17 protein-coding genes are annotated in these 16,134 nt (G+C 42.3%); 4 read left to right on the forward strand and 13 right to left on the reverse strand.

Going from position 1 to position 16,134, the window contains the following annotated elements:
• Positions 1 to 96 precede the first annotated feature (96 nt).
• Complete coding sequence (locus AAEO50_RS05975) at positions 97 to 1,278, reverse strand: MFS transporter (protein ID WP_341981527.1); 1,182 nt, start codon at positions 1,276 to 1,278, stop codon at positions 97 to 99.
• 201 nt (positions 1,279 to 1,479) lie between these two features.
• Positions 1,480 to 1,791: a DUF3889 domain-containing protein gene (locus AAEO50_RS05980; RefSeq protein ID WP_341981529.1), complete on the reverse strand. Its 312-nt coding sequence runs from the start codon at positions 1,789 to 1,791 to the stop codon at positions 1,480 to 1,482.
• A 167-nt stretch (positions 1,792 to 1,958) separates the two neighbouring features.
• Between AAEO50_RS05980 and AAEO50_RS05985 the strand changes: the two genes are divergently transcribed.
• The gene (locus AAEO50_RS05985; RefSeq protein ID WP_341981531.1) at positions 1,959 to 2,213 is read left to right on the forward strand and encodes a YhdB family protein; all 255 of its coding nucleotides are present in this window, start codon (positions 1,959 to 1,961) and stop codon (positions 2,211 to 2,213) included.
• A gap of 335 nt (positions 2,214 to 2,548) precedes the next feature.
• Here AAEO50_RS05985 and AAEO50_RS05990 read toward each other — a convergent pair whose 3' ends face one another.
• From AAEO50_RS05990 to AAEO50_RS06020, 7 genes are all read right to left on the reverse strand, one after another.
• Positions 2,549 to 3,091 carry an NADPH-dependent FMN reductase gene (locus AAEO50_RS05990; RefSeq protein ID WP_341981533.1) on the reverse strand — a complete coding sequence of 181 codons (543 nt, stop codon included), beginning with the start codon at positions 3,089 to 3,091 and terminating at the stop codon, positions 2,549 to 2,551.
• Between the two features lie 23 nt (positions 3,092 to 3,114).
• The gene (locus AAEO50_RS05995) at positions 3,115 to 3,750 is read right to left on the reverse strand and encodes a response regulator transcription factor (protein WP_341981535.1); all 636 of its coding nucleotides are present in this window, start codon (positions 3,748 to 3,750) and stop codon (positions 3,115 to 3,117) included.
• Between the two features lie 10 nt (positions 3,751 to 3,760).
• On the reverse strand, positions 3,761 to 4,876 hold the full coding sequence (locus AAEO50_RS06000; RefSeq protein WP_425383158.1) for a GAF domain-containing sensor histidine kinase: 1,116 nt from the start codon (positions 4,874 to 4,876) through the stop codon (positions 3,761 to 3,763).
• Between the two features lie 188 nt (positions 4,877 to 5,064).
• Entirely contained in the window at positions 5,065 to 5,787 is a 723-nt protein-coding gene (locus AAEO50_RS06005; protein ID WP_341981538.1) for an SDR family oxidoreductase, read from the reverse strand.
• Between the two features lie 141 nt (positions 5,788 to 5,928).
• Positions 5,929 to 7,662, reverse strand: coding sequence for a phospho-sugar mutase (locus tag AAEO50_RS06010; protein WP_341981540.1), 1,734 nt, complete (start codon positions 7,660 to 7,662; stop codon positions 5,929 to 5,931).
• Positions 7,663 to 7,822: 160 nt separating this feature from the next.
• Entirely contained in the window at positions 7,823 to 8,296 is a 474-nt protein-coding gene (locus AAEO50_RS06015; protein ID WP_341981542.1) for a hypothetical protein, read from the reverse strand.
• A 144-nt stretch (positions 8,297 to 8,440) separates the two neighbouring features.
• The gene (locus tag AAEO50_RS06020; RefSeq protein WP_341981544.1) at positions 8,441 to 9,982 is read right to left on the reverse strand and encodes a bifunctional GNAT family N-acetyltransferase/carbon-nitrogen hydrolase family protein; all 1,542 of its coding nucleotides are present in this window, start codon (positions 9,980 to 9,982) and stop codon (positions 8,441 to 8,443) included.
• 300 nt (positions 9,983 to 10,282) lie between these two features.
• Here AAEO50_RS06020 and AAEO50_RS06025 point away from each other — a divergent pair, with 300 nt between their 5' ends.
• A complete protein-coding gene (locus tag AAEO50_RS06025) occupies positions 10,283 to 10,708 on the forward strand; it encodes a disulfide oxidoreductase (protein WP_341981546.1) in 426 nt (141 codons plus the stop codon).
• 1 nt (position 10,709) lies between these two features.
• Positions 10,710 to 11,177 carry a thioredoxin family protein gene (locus AAEO50_RS06030; protein WP_341981548.1) on the forward strand — a complete coding sequence of 156 codons (468 nt, stop codon included), beginning with the start codon at positions 10,710 to 10,712 and terminating at the stop codon, positions 11,175 to 11,177.
• Between the two features lie 498 nt (positions 11,178 to 11,675).
• On the opposite strand, the gene AAEO50_RS06035 is transcribed toward AAEO50_RS06030, so the two are convergent.
• On the reverse strand, positions 11,676 to 12,071 hold the full coding sequence (locus AAEO50_RS06035; protein ID WP_341981550.1) for a YhcU family protein: 396 nt from the start codon (positions 12,069 to 12,071) through the stop codon (positions 11,676 to 11,678).
• A 176-nt stretch (positions 12,072 to 12,247) separates the two neighbouring features.
• On the opposite strand from AAEO50_RS06035, the gene AAEO50_RS06040 reads away from it, so the two are divergent.
• Complete coding sequence (locus tag AAEO50_RS06040) at positions 12,248 to 13,132, forward strand: RluA family pseudouridine synthase (RefSeq protein ID WP_341981552.1); 885 nt, start codon at positions 12,248 to 12,250, stop codon at positions 13,130 to 13,132.
• A 62-nt stretch (positions 13,133 to 13,194) separates the two neighbouring features.
• Here AAEO50_RS06040 and wrbA read toward each other — a convergent pair whose 3' ends face one another.
• From wrbA to AAEO50_RS06055, 3 genes are all read right to left on the reverse strand, one after another.
• Positions 13,195 to 13,809: an NAD(P)H:quinone oxidoreductase gene (gene wrbA, locus AAEO50_RS06045; RefSeq protein ID WP_341981554.1), complete on the reverse strand. Its 615-nt coding sequence runs from the start codon at positions 13,807 to 13,809 to the stop codon at positions 13,195 to 13,197.
• 405 nt (positions 13,810 to 14,214) lie between these two features.
• Positions 14,215 to 15,045, reverse strand: coding sequence for an aldo/keto reductase (locus AAEO50_RS06050; RefSeq protein WP_341981556.1), 831 nt, complete (start codon positions 15,043 to 15,045; stop codon positions 14,215 to 14,217).
• 94 nt (positions 15,046 to 15,139) lie between these two features.
• Positions 15,140 to 16,111: a sensor domain-containing diguanylate cyclase gene (locus AAEO50_RS06055; protein WP_341981558.1), complete on the reverse strand. Its 972-nt coding sequence runs from the start codon at positions 16,109 to 16,111 to the stop codon at positions 15,140 to 15,142.
• Positions 16,112 to 16,134: the final 23 nt, after the last annotated feature.

Here is a 16,134-nt window from a genome sequence, read left to right on the forward strand (position 1 = left end):
TGCACTCCAATCAACTGCTGGATTCTTATCATTCTAAATACAACACCAATCTAAAAAAACTGTACCCGTTAGTAACGGATACAGCCTTTTCCTCATTTATTCTTTCCTAAGGGAAATTACTGGAATCAATGTCAGTAAGAGCAGGATTGCCGAAATCGTAAAAATGATTTGTACACTAGTGATTTCCAACAACAGCCCCACCCCTAAAGAGGAAAGTCCGAATAAAAGGGTTGTCAATGCTCCTTGTGCGGCATATACCTTCCCTATCTCTTCATGAGGTGTACTCTCCTGCAGATATGTTTGCAGAATGATGGTTTTTATCTGATCGAATGCACCGAAGATCAGAGATAGAAGCAGTGCAAGCAGGGCCGCTTTGTTCCAGGCAAAAATCACTGTCACAATGGATGTCACGATCATGCACAGGGGCAGCCAATCATGCCGGCTTTTTGAAAAAAAGCCGTGCAGTTTGAAAACAAGAAAAGAAGCAATCACCAAACCGACGAAAAAGCTGCTGTTGATGAATCCCCACCATGCTTCACTTCGCTGCAGGACGATGTCCACATAAAGATAAAGAACGGCAGCAATCCAAACGGCTCCGGCTGTAGATTCCAACCCGTAAATGAAGAATATATTTCTAAGCCGTTTACTGCTCCTCACTTCAGACCAGCCTTCCCCGAATTGTTCCCACCAATATTTCTTCTGTTGAATCGTGGTGACGGGGATGACCGGCAGCTTCAGCATATAAAGCGTACTCGCAAGAAACAGCAGAATGACAAGGATGAATAAGAGGCTTTCATTCAATAATGCCAGCAATACCCCGCCAAGAGCCCAGGTGGAAAATTGAATGGTTTGATCGACAGTCGACAGAAATCCATTCGCCCCCATCAATTCTTCCCGCTTCACAATAAATGGAATATAAGCGTTTCTAGCTGGCAGCGCCCATCCGTCCAAGAAAGAAATCACACTTGCGGCCGCTAAGTAGATCCACACATTTCCTAATGAATATAAAACTAAAACCAAAAAAATAATCAGCAGTACTGTCTTTGCCAGCTGTGAATATGCTATTAACGATTTCATTTGAGAACGATTTAATAACAGGGGTGCCATCACGCTGCTGATAAATCTTGAAAATGTAATCACTAAAGGTACGGCAGTCAGAAACACAGGCGATCCTGTGATCGTATGAATAAGGGAAATCAATGCCACGATGTAAAGAATATCCCCCATATTCGCCAGTGCCTGCCCGATCCAAAGATGTTGAAATGATTTAGAAGCCATGTCTTTTTCCTCCCAATATTCAATTTATTTGTAAGGTAAAAGACAGATCACATTGGATGAAGGCTCCTCTCTCAATTCATATTGATTTTATTTTATCAAACAATTCTGACGGTGAACACCTGTCATTTATGTATCAACAACTCGGTAAAAATAAAAACTGACTCAATTCGCTTATTACGATTTAAGCCAGCCGCTGTGAATTTATTTTTGCTCCTCAACAGAAATGTTGAGTGTCTTCTCATTATTGATATCATGTACCACTTTCACAATAACTTTTTTCTCTTCGTTATTATCCTGTACCGTGAATTCAAAAGAATCCGCAAGCTTATTTTCGTCCATTTTTTGACGGCCCTGATACTTATATTCCTTTAAAGGCTGCCCGGGGTAATCTTCTTTTATAACAGCCGTGGCGATGCGCCCGAACTTTTCATAATCCGACGGCTGTTGTGCCTGGACATTACTTGTAAATAAAAGAAAAAAGACTGCCATCAGCATCATTATTGACTGTTTCATCTAATCACCTCTTATGTCTTCTTACTAAATAGGGTGATGTAAAAAGATAAAAATATTCACCCAATAGAAGGAAAGTCAGTGCAAGCAAGAGTACCAAGTTTTTCAGAGAAAATAATGTGGGATTTCTTCACACAATAAGATTACCCCCTTCAGAAGGAGGGAAAAAAGTGAACAAAGTCGATTATGACCGGGCCCTGTACTACACCCACCGATCGGAATGGGATAACCTGCTCATTCTGATGGTTAGGACGAAAGATGACCTTCTTTCGAAGAGGATTGAACACTTCTTGCACGCCTATCACTTTTCAAAGGATTACACCGTTGTCGAACGGAACCTTTACACTTTATTGCGATATATAGAACATGCAAATTATACCTTCAGTGTCGAGCAACCACTTGAGGAAACATTTGCAGAAATGTAAAAAGAGAATTCCACCTAACCGTGCTGATTCAGCAGATTTATCTGCTGAATCAGCTTTTAGTATTTGCATACAGTCGGCTTTTATGTGAAAATCGGCATTTTTATGGTAAGCAGAACACTATTGGACATTTTTTGGATTTTACGGACGAGAATTTCATTTTGCGGACGATCCCTGAGATTTCCTGACGATAAAACGGAAATGCGGACATCTTTTAGCGATTTGCCGACAATTCTACAAGAATCGACATTAACGACCTCTTCCACAACCAACCTGCCGAACACAGAACACACCAAAAGAAAAGAAACCGACACCATGCGTCAGTTTCAATCATCCAATTATTTAGCAGGCGCATCCTTCTGCACAATCTCCGCCGCCTTTACATAGACCTTCAATTCCTGAATCATATCATCAACCAGCTTTGCCGGCTCTTCCAACAACCCGTCATTGTCATAATCAAAGCAGTGCGGATCGAGGACAAGCTGTTTTGGGATAACATTTGCATAGACGCCGCGTGCCACTATCCTGAGGTTATTCAGACAGTTGATCCCGCCTTTTCCCCCTCCGGCACACGCGAGCAGCGCCACTGGTTTATGCGCAAATTGCTCACTGCTCAGAAAGTCCAGCGCATTCTTCAAAGCGCCGCTCATGCCGCTGTGATATTCCGGCGAAGCTAATATGACCGCATCGGCATTTTTCACTTTTTGTTTCAGGGACTTCACCGATTGAAGATCCGCCTGCTCCTGTTCACCTGTATAAAGAGGCAGGGACCCATCACTAAGATCAATCAAGTCAGCATTATAGGTTCTTGCGATGAATCGTGCTGCTATTCCGGTACGCCCTCGTTTTCGCGGGCTGCCATTTATAATCATGATGTTCATTATTTAAAACGTCCTTTCTATTTTCAAGCCAAATTATGTTTTACGGCATAAAGTGCCGCTTGTGTACGATCAGATACCTCAAGCTTTGAGAAAATGTTGGAGATATGTGTTTTCACCGTTTTTTCCGTGATATATAAGCTTAAAGCAATTTCTTTATTACTCTTCCCTTTTGTCAACTCGGCCAAAACATCTTTTTCCCTTTTTGTAAGAGTATGGATTTTATGAGGGGGATCTTGTTTTGAGATTCTGGTCAGTAAGTGATTGGTTGCTTTTGGGTGAAGGGAGTTTTCACCGGATAACAGCTTCCGGATGCTGTTGACCAGCTCATCCGGTTCAATATCCTTTAATTGATAACCTGCGGCGCCTGCTTCGATTGCCGGGATTACATGGTTTTGATCGGAAAAACTCGTCAGCATGAGAACCTGAATGGAAGCGCCATGCTTCTTTTTGATTTCTTTGGTTGCTTCAATCCCGTCCATAATTGGCATCATGAGGTCCATCAGGATCAGGTCAGGCTGCAGGCGTTCTGCCAGCTGGACAGCTTCTGCACCATTTTTCGCTTCTCCTATGATTTCTATATCCTTTTGGGTTTTCAAAAAGAAAACCAAACCCCTTCTTACTACGTGATGATCGTCTGCAATCAAGATACGAATCGTCATACCGGTCCTCCTAATACGGTATTTTCACCGTTAATTTTGTTCCTTTTCCCAGTGCACTCTTTAAATGAAATGTTCCTCCCAGGCTCTTCACCCGTTCTTTCATGCTTTCAATTCCGATGGTTGGCAATGGCTGATCCTCATCGTATTGAAAACCGTAGCCTTTATCTTCAATCATAAGAGCGACCCTATTGCTCTCGTCTTTTAATAGATAGCTGATATTCTTAATCCCTGAATGCTTTTTACAGTTATTCAGTGCTTCCTGACTGACCCTCCACAGGACTTCTTCCACTTTAGAGCTTAACGAGATGACTCCTTCAACCCTTGCTTCCAAGGTTAATCCAAGCATGTCAGAGTATCCTTTTGCCGCTTCCACTAAGCCATTCTCCAGTCCATGCGGCCGCAGCTGCCAAATTAGGGCACGCATTTCGGATAATGCTTCCTGGGCAAGAGTCTGCACTGTCTTAAACGTGTCCTTCACATCTTCTTCACTTGTCATCTCTGCACCGCCTCTGGCAGTCAGCGTAAGCGAAAATAGCAACTGATTCACAGAGTCATGCAGATCTCTTGCCAGCCTGTTTCTTTCTGCCAGCAGGGCGATTTCCTGTTCTTTTTTTGTGAGGGCGATCCGCTTGATTGCAGATCCTATTTGAAAAGCAACCGATTCAAGCAGTGCCAATTCATCCTTGGAAAAATGCGTTTTATGAGGAGCCGCTACATTTAACAACCCATAGGCTTCCTCACCGGATTGCAATGGTACCGTCGCATGATAGGTGATATGGTCGGTGTTGCCCCTTTTCTCCTCGATTGCTTTTTCAATTCTTTGACATTCAATGATGTTCGAGGCTTTCGTCAGCTTGCCTTTGCGAAAACGGTTGACGCACCAGCACCCGCCATTATGCATCAGTTCACATTCATTGTTTTCCAGTGATTCCGGCAGATTTTCATACGAGGCAAGCTGATGCTTCCCGCCCTCTTCGATGAAAAAAATCCATCCCGTCGTAAAGCTTGTGCCTTTGATCAATTTCTTCAGGGCACCATGGAGCATATCAGACTGCTCCGTTTCGTTATTCAAGAATTCGGCAATTTCTTTCAAAAGCTCGATATTTGAAAGTGCCTCCTCATTCATGGTCATCGCCCTCTCTGTTCTCTTACTATTATTATACAGCTTTATATGGATTTCGATATTCTCAGAAAGAAGGAATTTTCCTGCGACTTTTGGTTGAAAACATTTGTTCTTTTTTTGAAGGACAAAATGGAGGGTCCAAAACTCTCTACAAAAAAAGAGAGGGGCAGGATTCCCCCTCTCAGCAGAAGTTATGCAATTGGATAGTCCTGTGCAAACGGATGAATCTTGATTTCATCGATCAGCATGTGTTTCGGAGCTGAAGCCATGTAAATGACTGATTTTGCGATATCTTCTACTTTCAGCCAGTCTTCTTTCTCAGGAAGCCCCTGCTTGGAGTCTGCAAAGTAGGTATCCACCATCCCCGGATTGATTGTACCGACTCTGATTCCGTACTCCCTTACTTCCTGAGCAAGTGAACCGCAGAAGCCCTGGACGGCATATTTGGTGGCTACATATGCCGAACCGTTAGGAATGGTGTATCGGGCGACATCGGAAGAAATCGTGATGATCGTTCCGAATTTCTGTTCTTTCATATGTGGAAGTACGGCTTTTGAGCATAGGAAGACACCTTGAACATTTACCTCAAAGATTTTCTTCCATTCATCTGCCGTCACTTCTTCTGTCGGTTTGAAAAAGCCTACTCCGGCGTTATTGACGAGTATATCTATTTTTCCGTAAGCCGATAGTGTTTCATCAACGATTTTTTGGACGTCCTCTTCTTTCGACACATCCGCTTGAATGGAAATGACATGTTCAAAACCGCTTGATTTCAGTTCTTGAGCTGCTTTATGTATATCTTCAGAACGTCCGACCAGCGAAAGTTTCGTGCTTTCTTTTGAAAACTGTTGTGCAATTTCACGTCCAATCCCCCTGGACGCCCCGGTAATGATCGCTACTTGATCATTTAACATATTTCATTCTCCTTTTCACTCTTTGATGACTTTATATTTCTATCATCTCTTCCCCGGAAGTTGTTATACTCTGCGTTATCCTGAAAAGAGACGAGGCCCGTCCCTCACTGCTTCACAACAACAAGAGACAGACCATAGCAATTACTGAATGATGGTTTCTACTTTCTTCATTAAATCTTCTGTCAAGGAAGCTAATTTTTCATCGCTTTCCTTCTGAGTTTTGCCGATGACACTGAAATAGAACTTTATTTTCGGCTCAGTCCCTGATGGACGAAGGCATACCCATGAACCGTCTTCAAGGAAATATTTTAATACATTCGATGCTGGAAGCGTGATTGCCGTTTCCGTTCCTGTAGCAAGTTCGACTTTTTTGCTCGATTTATAATCTTCTGCTGATAACACTTTCAGGCCTGACACTTCAGCCAGGGGCTCTTCTCTGAACTTCTTCAGGATCCCTTGTATCTGCTCCGCTCCTTCTTTCCCTTTCAGCGTCAGGCTCTTCAAGCCTTCTTGATAGTAGCCGTGGCGCTCAAACAGATCGTTCAGGACGTCAACAAGGGTTTTTCCTTGTTTCTTATAATAGGCGGCAGCTTCTGCAGCCATCAAGACCGCTTGAACCGCATCTTTATCTCGTGCGAAGTCTCCGATTAGATAGCCGTAACTTTCTTCATATCCGAACAGGAATGTATATTCACCCGATTCTTCATACTTCTTTATTTTTTCTCCTATGAATTTGAAACCTGTCAAGACATCTTCTACGGACGCACCATAATGTTCGGCCACTTTTCTTCCTAACTCAGAGGTAACAATCGTTTTGAATACACGTCCATTGGCAGGGATCATGTTCTTTTCCTGCTTGCGTGAAAGAATGTAATTCAAGAGAACAGCGCCTGTCTGGTTGCCGGTAAGCAGCACGTATTCCCCGTCGTCCCCCTTCACCGCCACTCCCAAGCGGTCGGCATCCGGGTCTGTTGCAATCAAGATATCGGCATCCATTTCTTTTCCGTCACGTATTGCCAATTCGAAAGCCTCTTTATCCTCTGGATTCGGAGATTTAACAGTCGAAAACTCAGGGTCAGGCTTTGCTTGCTCTTTTACAATATGGACTTGTTCATAACCCAGGGCCTTCAATCCTCTGTCAGCCATCTCGAGAGCCGTACCGTGTAAAGGTGAGAACACAATTTTCAAATCAACTTCTCTGCTGATTTGAGGCGTTTCTGAAATGGAGATCAAGTGATCAAGATAAGATTGGTGTATTTCTTCGCCAATCATTTTTATCAAACCTTGTGACTTCAATTCCTCTTCGGATTTGATTTCTATTTCAAGTTCGTTTTCCACTTCGTTCACTTTTTCGATTACTGCGTCTGCAATATGTGGAGGCAATTGGGCCCCGTCTTCACCGTATACTTTATATCCATTATACTCAGGGGGATTATGACTTGCCGTGACCACGATTCCTGAGAATGCGTTTAAATACCGTAGTGCAAATGACAGCTCCGGGGTAGGGGCAAGTTCATCGAATACATAGGTTTGAATGCCGTGTGTCGCAAGTGTCTTGGCTGCTTCCATTGCAAATTCGGGAGATTTATGGCGGGAATCATATGCGATGGCCACGCCTCTCCTTTTTGCTTCAGTACCTTCTTCTTCTATATAACGGGCCAAACCTTCAGAGGCTTTGCGAACCGTGTATATGTTCATGCGATTGGTTCCAGGACCAATCTCCCCTCTCATTCCTCCAGTCCCGAATTCAAGGTTTTTATAGAATGCATCCTCCAGTGCTTTTTCATCGTCTTTCATTGATACTAAAAGGTCATTGATTTCACGATCGATATGTAGGTAGTCACTCCATTTTTTCCAAGCTGTTTCCCAACTCATTACGATCCCCTCCTAATGCTGTATAATAATTAATTCTACCATAGTTACCCGTTTTCCTTTTAAAACCTTCCGTCACAATCCGACAAGATGTAACCGTTCTTATTTTAGCATAATTTCATTATAGCCAGGGGAGGTATTAAGTTGTATTGTTCTATGATAGTTACATTGACAGGGGATCATCATCCTTATCGAACCAGGCCTGAAAACCATAAAGAATCATGGCAAATGCAACAAATAGAATGAACCTTTCAAATGGGTTGATGTTTACCAGTGTATAAATGCCCAAAACATCTTGTAAAACATAATGAATAGGAAACAAAGCAAACATAAAATCAGCAATCACATTTGTCACTGCATATCTCCAGAAACGTCCAAAAGTAAAATGGAATATCCACAGGGTGATGACAGGAAATGCCCCAAAGACACCAGACACAAAAGCAGGTTCCAAGGAAGGGATGATTGAAACATTTATCTCCCAATGGTTCTGATTTTCAGCCACGAGATTATAAACGATCATGATGAAAGAGGCAAGGAGTGAAACTGGAATAAATCGCTTAACAACTTCTTTTTTTAAAAAGAACAATGAAAACCAGGGGGCAATTAGAATGAACCATAGTATAAGTTTATTGAGCATCATAGACCCTCCTTTAACTATCCTGAGTTAATTTATTGTTTTTCATGGAATCATGAATTATTCAGCATTCCATTATTATACTGCGCTCCGCCTACAAAAAAGACCCAAGGAAAAAGTCTGATTCCTTGAGTCTTTCAATGTTTACTATTTCTTATAATTCACTCCATACACGTCATGACGGCGGTCTTTAAGCTGGCGGACCGTTCCGGACTGGCGCTGGCGGCGCAGCACTTCCAAATCGACGTCGCCGATCATGACCATCTCGATATTCGGGTTGGTTTCTCCGACAATCCCATCGCGCGCAAATTCAAAGTCGGACGGTGCAAAAATCCCTGATTGCGCGTATTGGATATCCATGTTCTCCGTTTGCGGCAGGTTTCCAACTGTACCCGAAATAACCGTGTAGATTTGATTTTCAACCGCACGTGCCTGCGCACAGTATCTTACACGAAGATAGCCTTGGCGGTCTTCCGTACAGAAAGGAGTAAAGATAATCTTTGCCCCTTTGTCCGTCGCAATGCGGGCAAGCTCAGGAAACTCAATGTCGTAGCAGATTTGAATGGCAATTTTTCCGCAGTCGGTATCAAACACCCTGACTGAATCTCCAGGGCTGATTCCCCACCATTTCCGTTCATTTGGTGTGATGTGAATTTTATATTGTTTCTCGATGGTCCCATCCCGGCGGAATAAGTACGCAATGTTATAAATTTCGTCATCCTCTTCCTTTACAAAATGCGATCCCCCGATGATATTGACATTGTAGCGAACCGCCAAGTCTGTAAAGAGTTCAATGTATTCCTCTGTGAAATCAGTCAGCTTTCTCACAGCAAGGCTTGGCGATTTGATATTCAGGTATGACATAAGCTGGGTTGTGAAAATTTCAGGGAACACAACAAAGTCAGATTTCGCATCAGAAGCCACATCGGTAAAATATTCTACCTGATTCGCAAATTCTTCAAACGAGTTGATTTTGCGCATCATATATTGAACGACGCAGATCCGTACTGGATAACTCGTTTTGAAATGCCGTTTGCTTGATGGACGATAATCAACATTGTTCCACTCCATCAAAGTAGCATACTTTTGCGAGCGCTTGTCATCCGGAAGATAATTCGGATTGATACGCATCAATGTAAATCCGTTTAGTAATTGGAAAGACAAAACAGGGTCATAGATTTTGTGGCGGCCCACCGCATCGACGTATTCCCTTGGTGACATTTCATCAGAGTGCTTATAATAATTCGGGATCCGCCCTCCAATGATGATGCTTTTAAGATTCCATTGGCGTGCAAGGTCCTTACGTGCTTCATACAAACGGTGCCCCACCTTCATGCGGCGGTAATCCGGGTGGACCATCACTTCGATTCCATACAAGTTATAGCCGTCCGGATTATGGTTCGTTATGTATCCGTTGTCTGTTACATCATCCCAGGTATGACGATCATCATACTCGTCAAAGTTGATAATCAAGCTCGAGCAGGATGCGATGATATCGCCATCAAGTTCTGCCACAAGCTGACCATCCGGGAATACATCCAAATGACTTTCCAAATGTTCTACCTTCCACGGCTCCATGCCGGGGAAACAGACTTCCTGCATGCTGATTATATGCTTAACGTCCTTATGTTCCATTGGACGTATGATCATTTTTTTCTCAAATTGAGATAAATCCAATTTTTCTGCCAACGTGAATCACTCCTTTATACACTGTTTTCATACCCTTAGCATGCACGGGTGAAACGAAGTTCATGAGTGCATGCCAACAAAGTTTGAATGGCAATCTATATTATTTTACCAAAAGAAAGAAACATTTTTGAAGGATTTTGAACCGGCAGGCGCAGATGATTTGCTCATCCCCTGAATAAAACTTACTATATAGATGGAGCACTACATAAAATTGTTGAAAAACGATCAACTTTTCATAACAGACTTGAGAGAGTTACCGTTATAATAGAAAGAGAAAATACGTGAAGAAAGGATTTCATTATGAATAAAAAAGCAGATTCCCTTCTCTTTCTGGGATGGGCCGCTTCACTTACAGCCACACTCGGCAGCTTGTTTTTTTCAGAAGTGATGAAATATGAACCATGCGAGTTATGCTGGTATCAGCGCATACTGATGTATCCAATGGTCATACTGCTGGGGGTTGCTTATGTCCGTAAAGATTTCAAAGCTGCTATATACTCTTTGATTTTATCCGGAATCGGACTTGCTATCTCCCTTTATCATTATTCTCTGCAGAAAATCTCATTTCTTTCCGAAAGCGCTCCTTCATGCGGGCGTGTGCCGTGTACAGGCGAATATATAAATTGGATGGGATTCATGACGATTCCGTTCCTGGCACTTTTAGGATTCATTATTATCTTCATTGCAAGTCTACTAACGCTTAAAGCATTAAAGGAGGACCATTAGATTGAAGAAAATCATTATCTTTTTAGCCGTTGTCGTCGGACTGTTTGCGGCGATCGCCATAGTGACAAACATGCAAAACAGTCAAAAAGCAGAAGGAAACAAGTTCAAAAAGGATAAGCTTCACCCTGCTACCGTGGAATTAATGGATGACCCCAATTATCAAAATGTCATCCTTCCGGAAGAACTTGATAAGAAGCTTGAAAATAAAGAAGATGTGACGGTATATTTCTACAGCTCCACATGCCCGCATTGTAAAGAAACGACACCTGTACTTGCCCCCCTTGCTGAAGAAATGGGAGTGGATATGGTCCAATACAATGTACTGGAATTCGAACAGGGCTGGACGGACTATCAAATCGAAGCCACACCTACCCTTGTTCACTTCAAAAACGGTGAAGAAGTCGACCGGATCGTCGGAAGCCAGCCTGAAGAAGAATTCAGAAGCTTCTTTGAGAGAAATGTGAAATAAATTGATACGGATACGGCCCTACCTCGCTGATAATAGAAGTGAGGTAGGGCCGTTTTTGAAGCAACTTGTTGATTTAAAGTGGCTCCAGCTGTTGATTGTAGTGCAAGACGAAGACTCCTATTAGAAAAGCGGAAGGGCTTTGCTCAGAGGCGTGTGGCATAAGACGAATCGGCCTGGAAGGCGTTCTTTGCCTTCTTGGTCGGTTTGGCTTATGACATGTGCCTCTAAGCCCTGTAGCTGGACATTTCAAACCCCTGATGAGCTTTGCGACGAGGAGGCTCACCGGCCGCCCGCGGAAAGCGAAGTCTTGCACGGAAATCAACAGCGGTGTTTAAAATAACTAGCCAAAAAAAGAGGAGCCGACTCAAATCGTCGGCCCCTGTCAATGAGGAGGAATTTCAAGAGAAGATACGCTGTATCCTCAAATTAAATTGATTACTTGATATATTCCCCGATGATTAAGAAATAAACTCATTAATCTAATTTTCTAAACAATCACTAAATTAACAACTGATTGGCAGCCTTTGAATAGACACTCAGCGAGTGTTTGCATTCAGATTCATCTGTGAATTGATCAAAAGACAACGGAAAGAAGAGCCCGAAACCTTGGAGTATCTGAACATTGTGGTAGAACATATCCTCATAAACCTCATCCCGCACTCCACATTCCACAATCGATATAAGCGTCTGCAGACTTGAGATCACCTGGAAAGCTTCCTTCAATGTACCGCAATATTCAAAGTTTCTATTCGTAGTATGTAAGATTTCCATATCTTCAAATTGCTCAATTTCTTCGTCTGTGAAATAATCAGGGAAAATAGTACAATACATATGACTGATTAATTCCTGGATTTTATTGTCCTGTTCATGCGTTGCAGCTAGTAATACCTTCACCAAATAACCCACCTTTGTAATGGTTGTAATCTCTCTGTAATAGATACATTTAGAATAACATAGATAAGAACCATCAAGTGTGGTAATTATACCCATGAATTTGGTAAAACAGGTGCTTGAATGGTAGTAAATACCCATTAATGTATAAGATTTTTGTCATTTAAAGGAGCTTTTTGATGAAAACAATGAGAAAAGGTTCACTCTATCAAGTGGTGATACCAGCAAATTGGAAAAATGTAACGATAGAGCACATCCTTAAGAATCAGTGGCAAGCCCCGAAAAAACTTATTCACTCCATGAGAATGGATAAGGATATCAAAATAAATGGAGAATACTTCCCTTGGGATAACCCCTTATCTACCGGCGATCTTCTGCAAATTAATTTATTCAAAAAAGTAGACTATGATGTTCCTCCATCGTATGGTGATTTGCATGTCTTGTATGAAGACGATCATCTAATTGTTGTAAATAAACCAGCCGGGATCGATACCCACCCCAACCATTCGGATGATACGGGTACACTTGCGAACTTGATTGCTTTTCACTTTCAATCAAAGGGGGAGCATTGCCGGGTGATGCATATCCACAGGCTTGACCGCGATACTTCGGGAGCGGTCATTTTCGCCAAACACCCGTTAAGTAAAGCCATTCTTGACCGGCTGCTGATTGAGCGTAAAGTGAAAAGAACTTATCTGGCACTCGTTCACGGCAGGGTCAAGCAGAAGAATGGCACCATTTCAGAGCCAATCGGCCGTGACCGTCATCATAATACAAGGAGAAGAGTGTCTCCTTCAGGTCAGGAAGCAGTCACTCACTATAAAGTATTAGAATTCAGAGATAATATGACTCTTACCGAAGTGGTGCTCGATACAGGACGGACCCACCAGATCCGGGTTCATATGAGTCACATCGGACATCCGCTCGCAGGCGATACTTTATACGGAGGCAAGCCCTTATTCAACCGTCAGGCCCTGCATGCTGCGTGGATTTCATTTCCGCACCCAATGACTGGTGAAAGGATTGAGTGTGAGGCTGAGTGTTTGGATGATATAGGGTTGTAAATCTGTATTCAATCCAATAAAAAGAGTACCCGGCTGTGAGCCGGGTACTCTTTTTTCACATATTATTTTAATCCGTTTTTAATCGCTTCCGCTACTTGAATCGTACGGCGTGTCTGATGTTTTACAGCAGGCTCTACACTTTCCACCATATTGCCTTCCTGGTCAACCGTTACACTGGTTCCGTAAGGATTCCCTCCGGTAGCAAACGATGATTCATCCGTGTAGCCAGGTGCTGCAATGATCGCACCCCAGTGCATCATTGTCGTGTATAGTGCCAGAACTGTCTGCTCCTGACCGCCATGTGAGTTACTTGCAGATGATGTTGCGCTCACTACTTTGTTCGCCAATTTCCCCTGGAACCAAAGGCCCCCTGTTGTATCCAAGAAAGATTTCACCTGGGAAGGAACATTCCCGAAGCGGGTCGGAACATTGAAAAGGTATGCATCTGCCCACTCTAAATCGTCAAGAGTGACGACCGGAACACTGTCTTTAGTTTCATTATAATGCTTTTCCCATGCTGGATTTGAAGAGATCGCTGCTTCTGGAGCCGTTTCTTCAAAACGTAGTAATTTCACTTCCGCTCCTGCTTCCTTCGCTGCTTCTTCAGCCCACTTTGCCATTTGATAGTTCGTACCAGTAGAGCTGTAATACATGATTGCTAATTTTACGTTAGACATAATAATTATCTCTCCTTTTTTATATAAAAAATTGATGATGCACATAAGTAAGTATGCTGGTAAGCTGTAATACATAAACCTTCGTTTTCATTTACATACCAAGCAGGCATTGAATCTCAATGCTTCTTGCAGCTTCCTGCAGTTAAATAATTCTTCATTCACTAAAAACTTCCTCTTTTATCTCTTCCCAAAGGAAACCAAAATAAAACGTTTCAAATTCATTTATTGTTTATTTGAATATCTTGAAATTGAGACATTGATGTAAAAAAATATATCTCAGTGCCATTTATTTTGATTTCGAGATAATTGTATCTTACCAACTCCTCACCTGTCAACATTTAAAATAAATTCGCAAACAAAGGCCCGTCCCTCATCGCTTTAAAGCAGTGGGACGGGCTTTTCAAATTAAAAGTCGAAATTGTCGGGATCTGGGCCGAAGCGTTCGTCTTGATTTATGTCGTTGATTTGGTTCATCTCATCTGTGGATAGTTCGAAATTGAATAAATCTGCGTTTTCTTTGATACGGTTTGCATGAACCGATTTCGGGATGATCACGACATCGTTTTGCAGGTGCCAGCGCAGGATGACTTGTGCGGAAGACTTTCCATGCTTTTCAGCAATTTGTTTCAAGGCAGGTTCATCAAGGACTCTGCCCTGTGCAATTGGAGACCATGCTTCCACAGCAATATTTTCTTCCTGACAGAATGTCCGGAGTTTTTCCTGATTCAAACGGGGGTGACACTCGATTTGGTTAATTACCGGTTTTTCATTACTGTTGTTCATCAAGTCTTCAAGATGATGCTGATGGAAGTTACTCACCCCGATTGATTTCACCAATCCTTCACTATACAGTCTTTCGAGGGCTTTCCATGTATCATTGTATTTCCCTTCAACAGGCCAGTGGATCAAATAAAGATCCATATAATCCATATCCAGTTTCTTTAAACTCGTTTCGAAGGCTTTCAGGGTAGTATCATAGCCTTGATCACTATTCCATACCTTTGAAGTAATGAAGAGATCTTCTCTTCTTGCCCCGCTCTCCTTGACCCCTTCACCGACACTTTCCTCGTTCTTATAAACCGCGGCCGTGTCGACTGAAAGATACCCTGAATCAATCGCCGTCTTCACAGCTTCAACCGTTTCACGGGGATCCTTCATTTGGAAGACGCCAAGTCCGACGTAAGGAATTTCTATTCCATTATGTAACGTTTTTTTACTTTGTAAATTCTTTAACATTTAGCATCCCTCCTTCCTGTATTTTACTAAAACAAAAAGTGAAAAGGCGAATGATATGATTTCACAAATAATTCAAGGCCCCTCCCTCACTGCTTTAATGCACTGAAGAACGGGCCTTGTTATGGTGATGTTTTTGCCTGTACATTTGCTGGTCGGCTTTTTTAAAGAGTTCTTCCATCATTCCGCAGGATGAGTCCTCATGGCCATAACCGATTGACATACTTATATTGAAATTCGCGTTGTTTTGGTTATAGGTATAGATGTTCGATTGAATACGATGAACTAGTTCATCAAGGAATTCCGGTGTGCTGTACTCAATTAGTATTGCAAACTCATCCCCGCCTATTCTGGAGACTGAAATATTTTCAGTTGAGATCAACTGTAGGATGCCTGCTGTTTCTACAAGTAACCAGTCTCCCTTTTTATGACCCCAGCGGTCATTTATCATTTTAAGGTTATCCAGATCACAGATGACCAGGCCTGCAGGAATGTCTTCACAGTGGTTAAATTTCTGCATTTGAGTCTCAAAGTATTCACGATTAAACAGCTGAGTCAACGAATCATGCGTCGCCTTATATTCCAGTTCGTTCTGAAGGGCTACCTTATCATCCACATTGCGTATGATTCCCTGTATCGCAGTCAATTCCCCATTTTCATAAATCGGTGTTACAAATTCCTCAAAGCAAATATACGCTCCCTCATCATTCTTCCACCTCTGTCTGACCGGCTTCGTATAATCAAGCTTCCCGGATATTTTTCGCAGAAGAATCGAATAATCATCTGGATGAATTCGATCAAAGGCAGTTAAAGGATTTTTCTTGCTTTCTTCTATTAAATTATCACCTAATACTTTTTCAATGGAAGGACTCAAATATTTATATTCAAAATCAGGCTTTATTTCAAAATGATAGATGATATCTTGAGAACGTTCTACAAGCTGATAGATGCTCTCCATATTGGCTATCTTTTGTTTATAATGTACAACCACTTTCCATACAAAGACAATCAGAATCAAGACCGCCACCGCACCTGCTGCAAGCAGCATAATAGATACCGCAGAGAACATAGAAAGCAAGCTCCTTCACTCAA

Origin of the sequence: Rossellomorea oryzaecorticis, assembly GCF_038405515.1 — a bacterium.
Lineage (GTDB): Bacteria > Bacillota > Bacilli > Bacillales > Bacillaceae_B > Rossellomorea > Rossellomorea oryzaecorticis_A.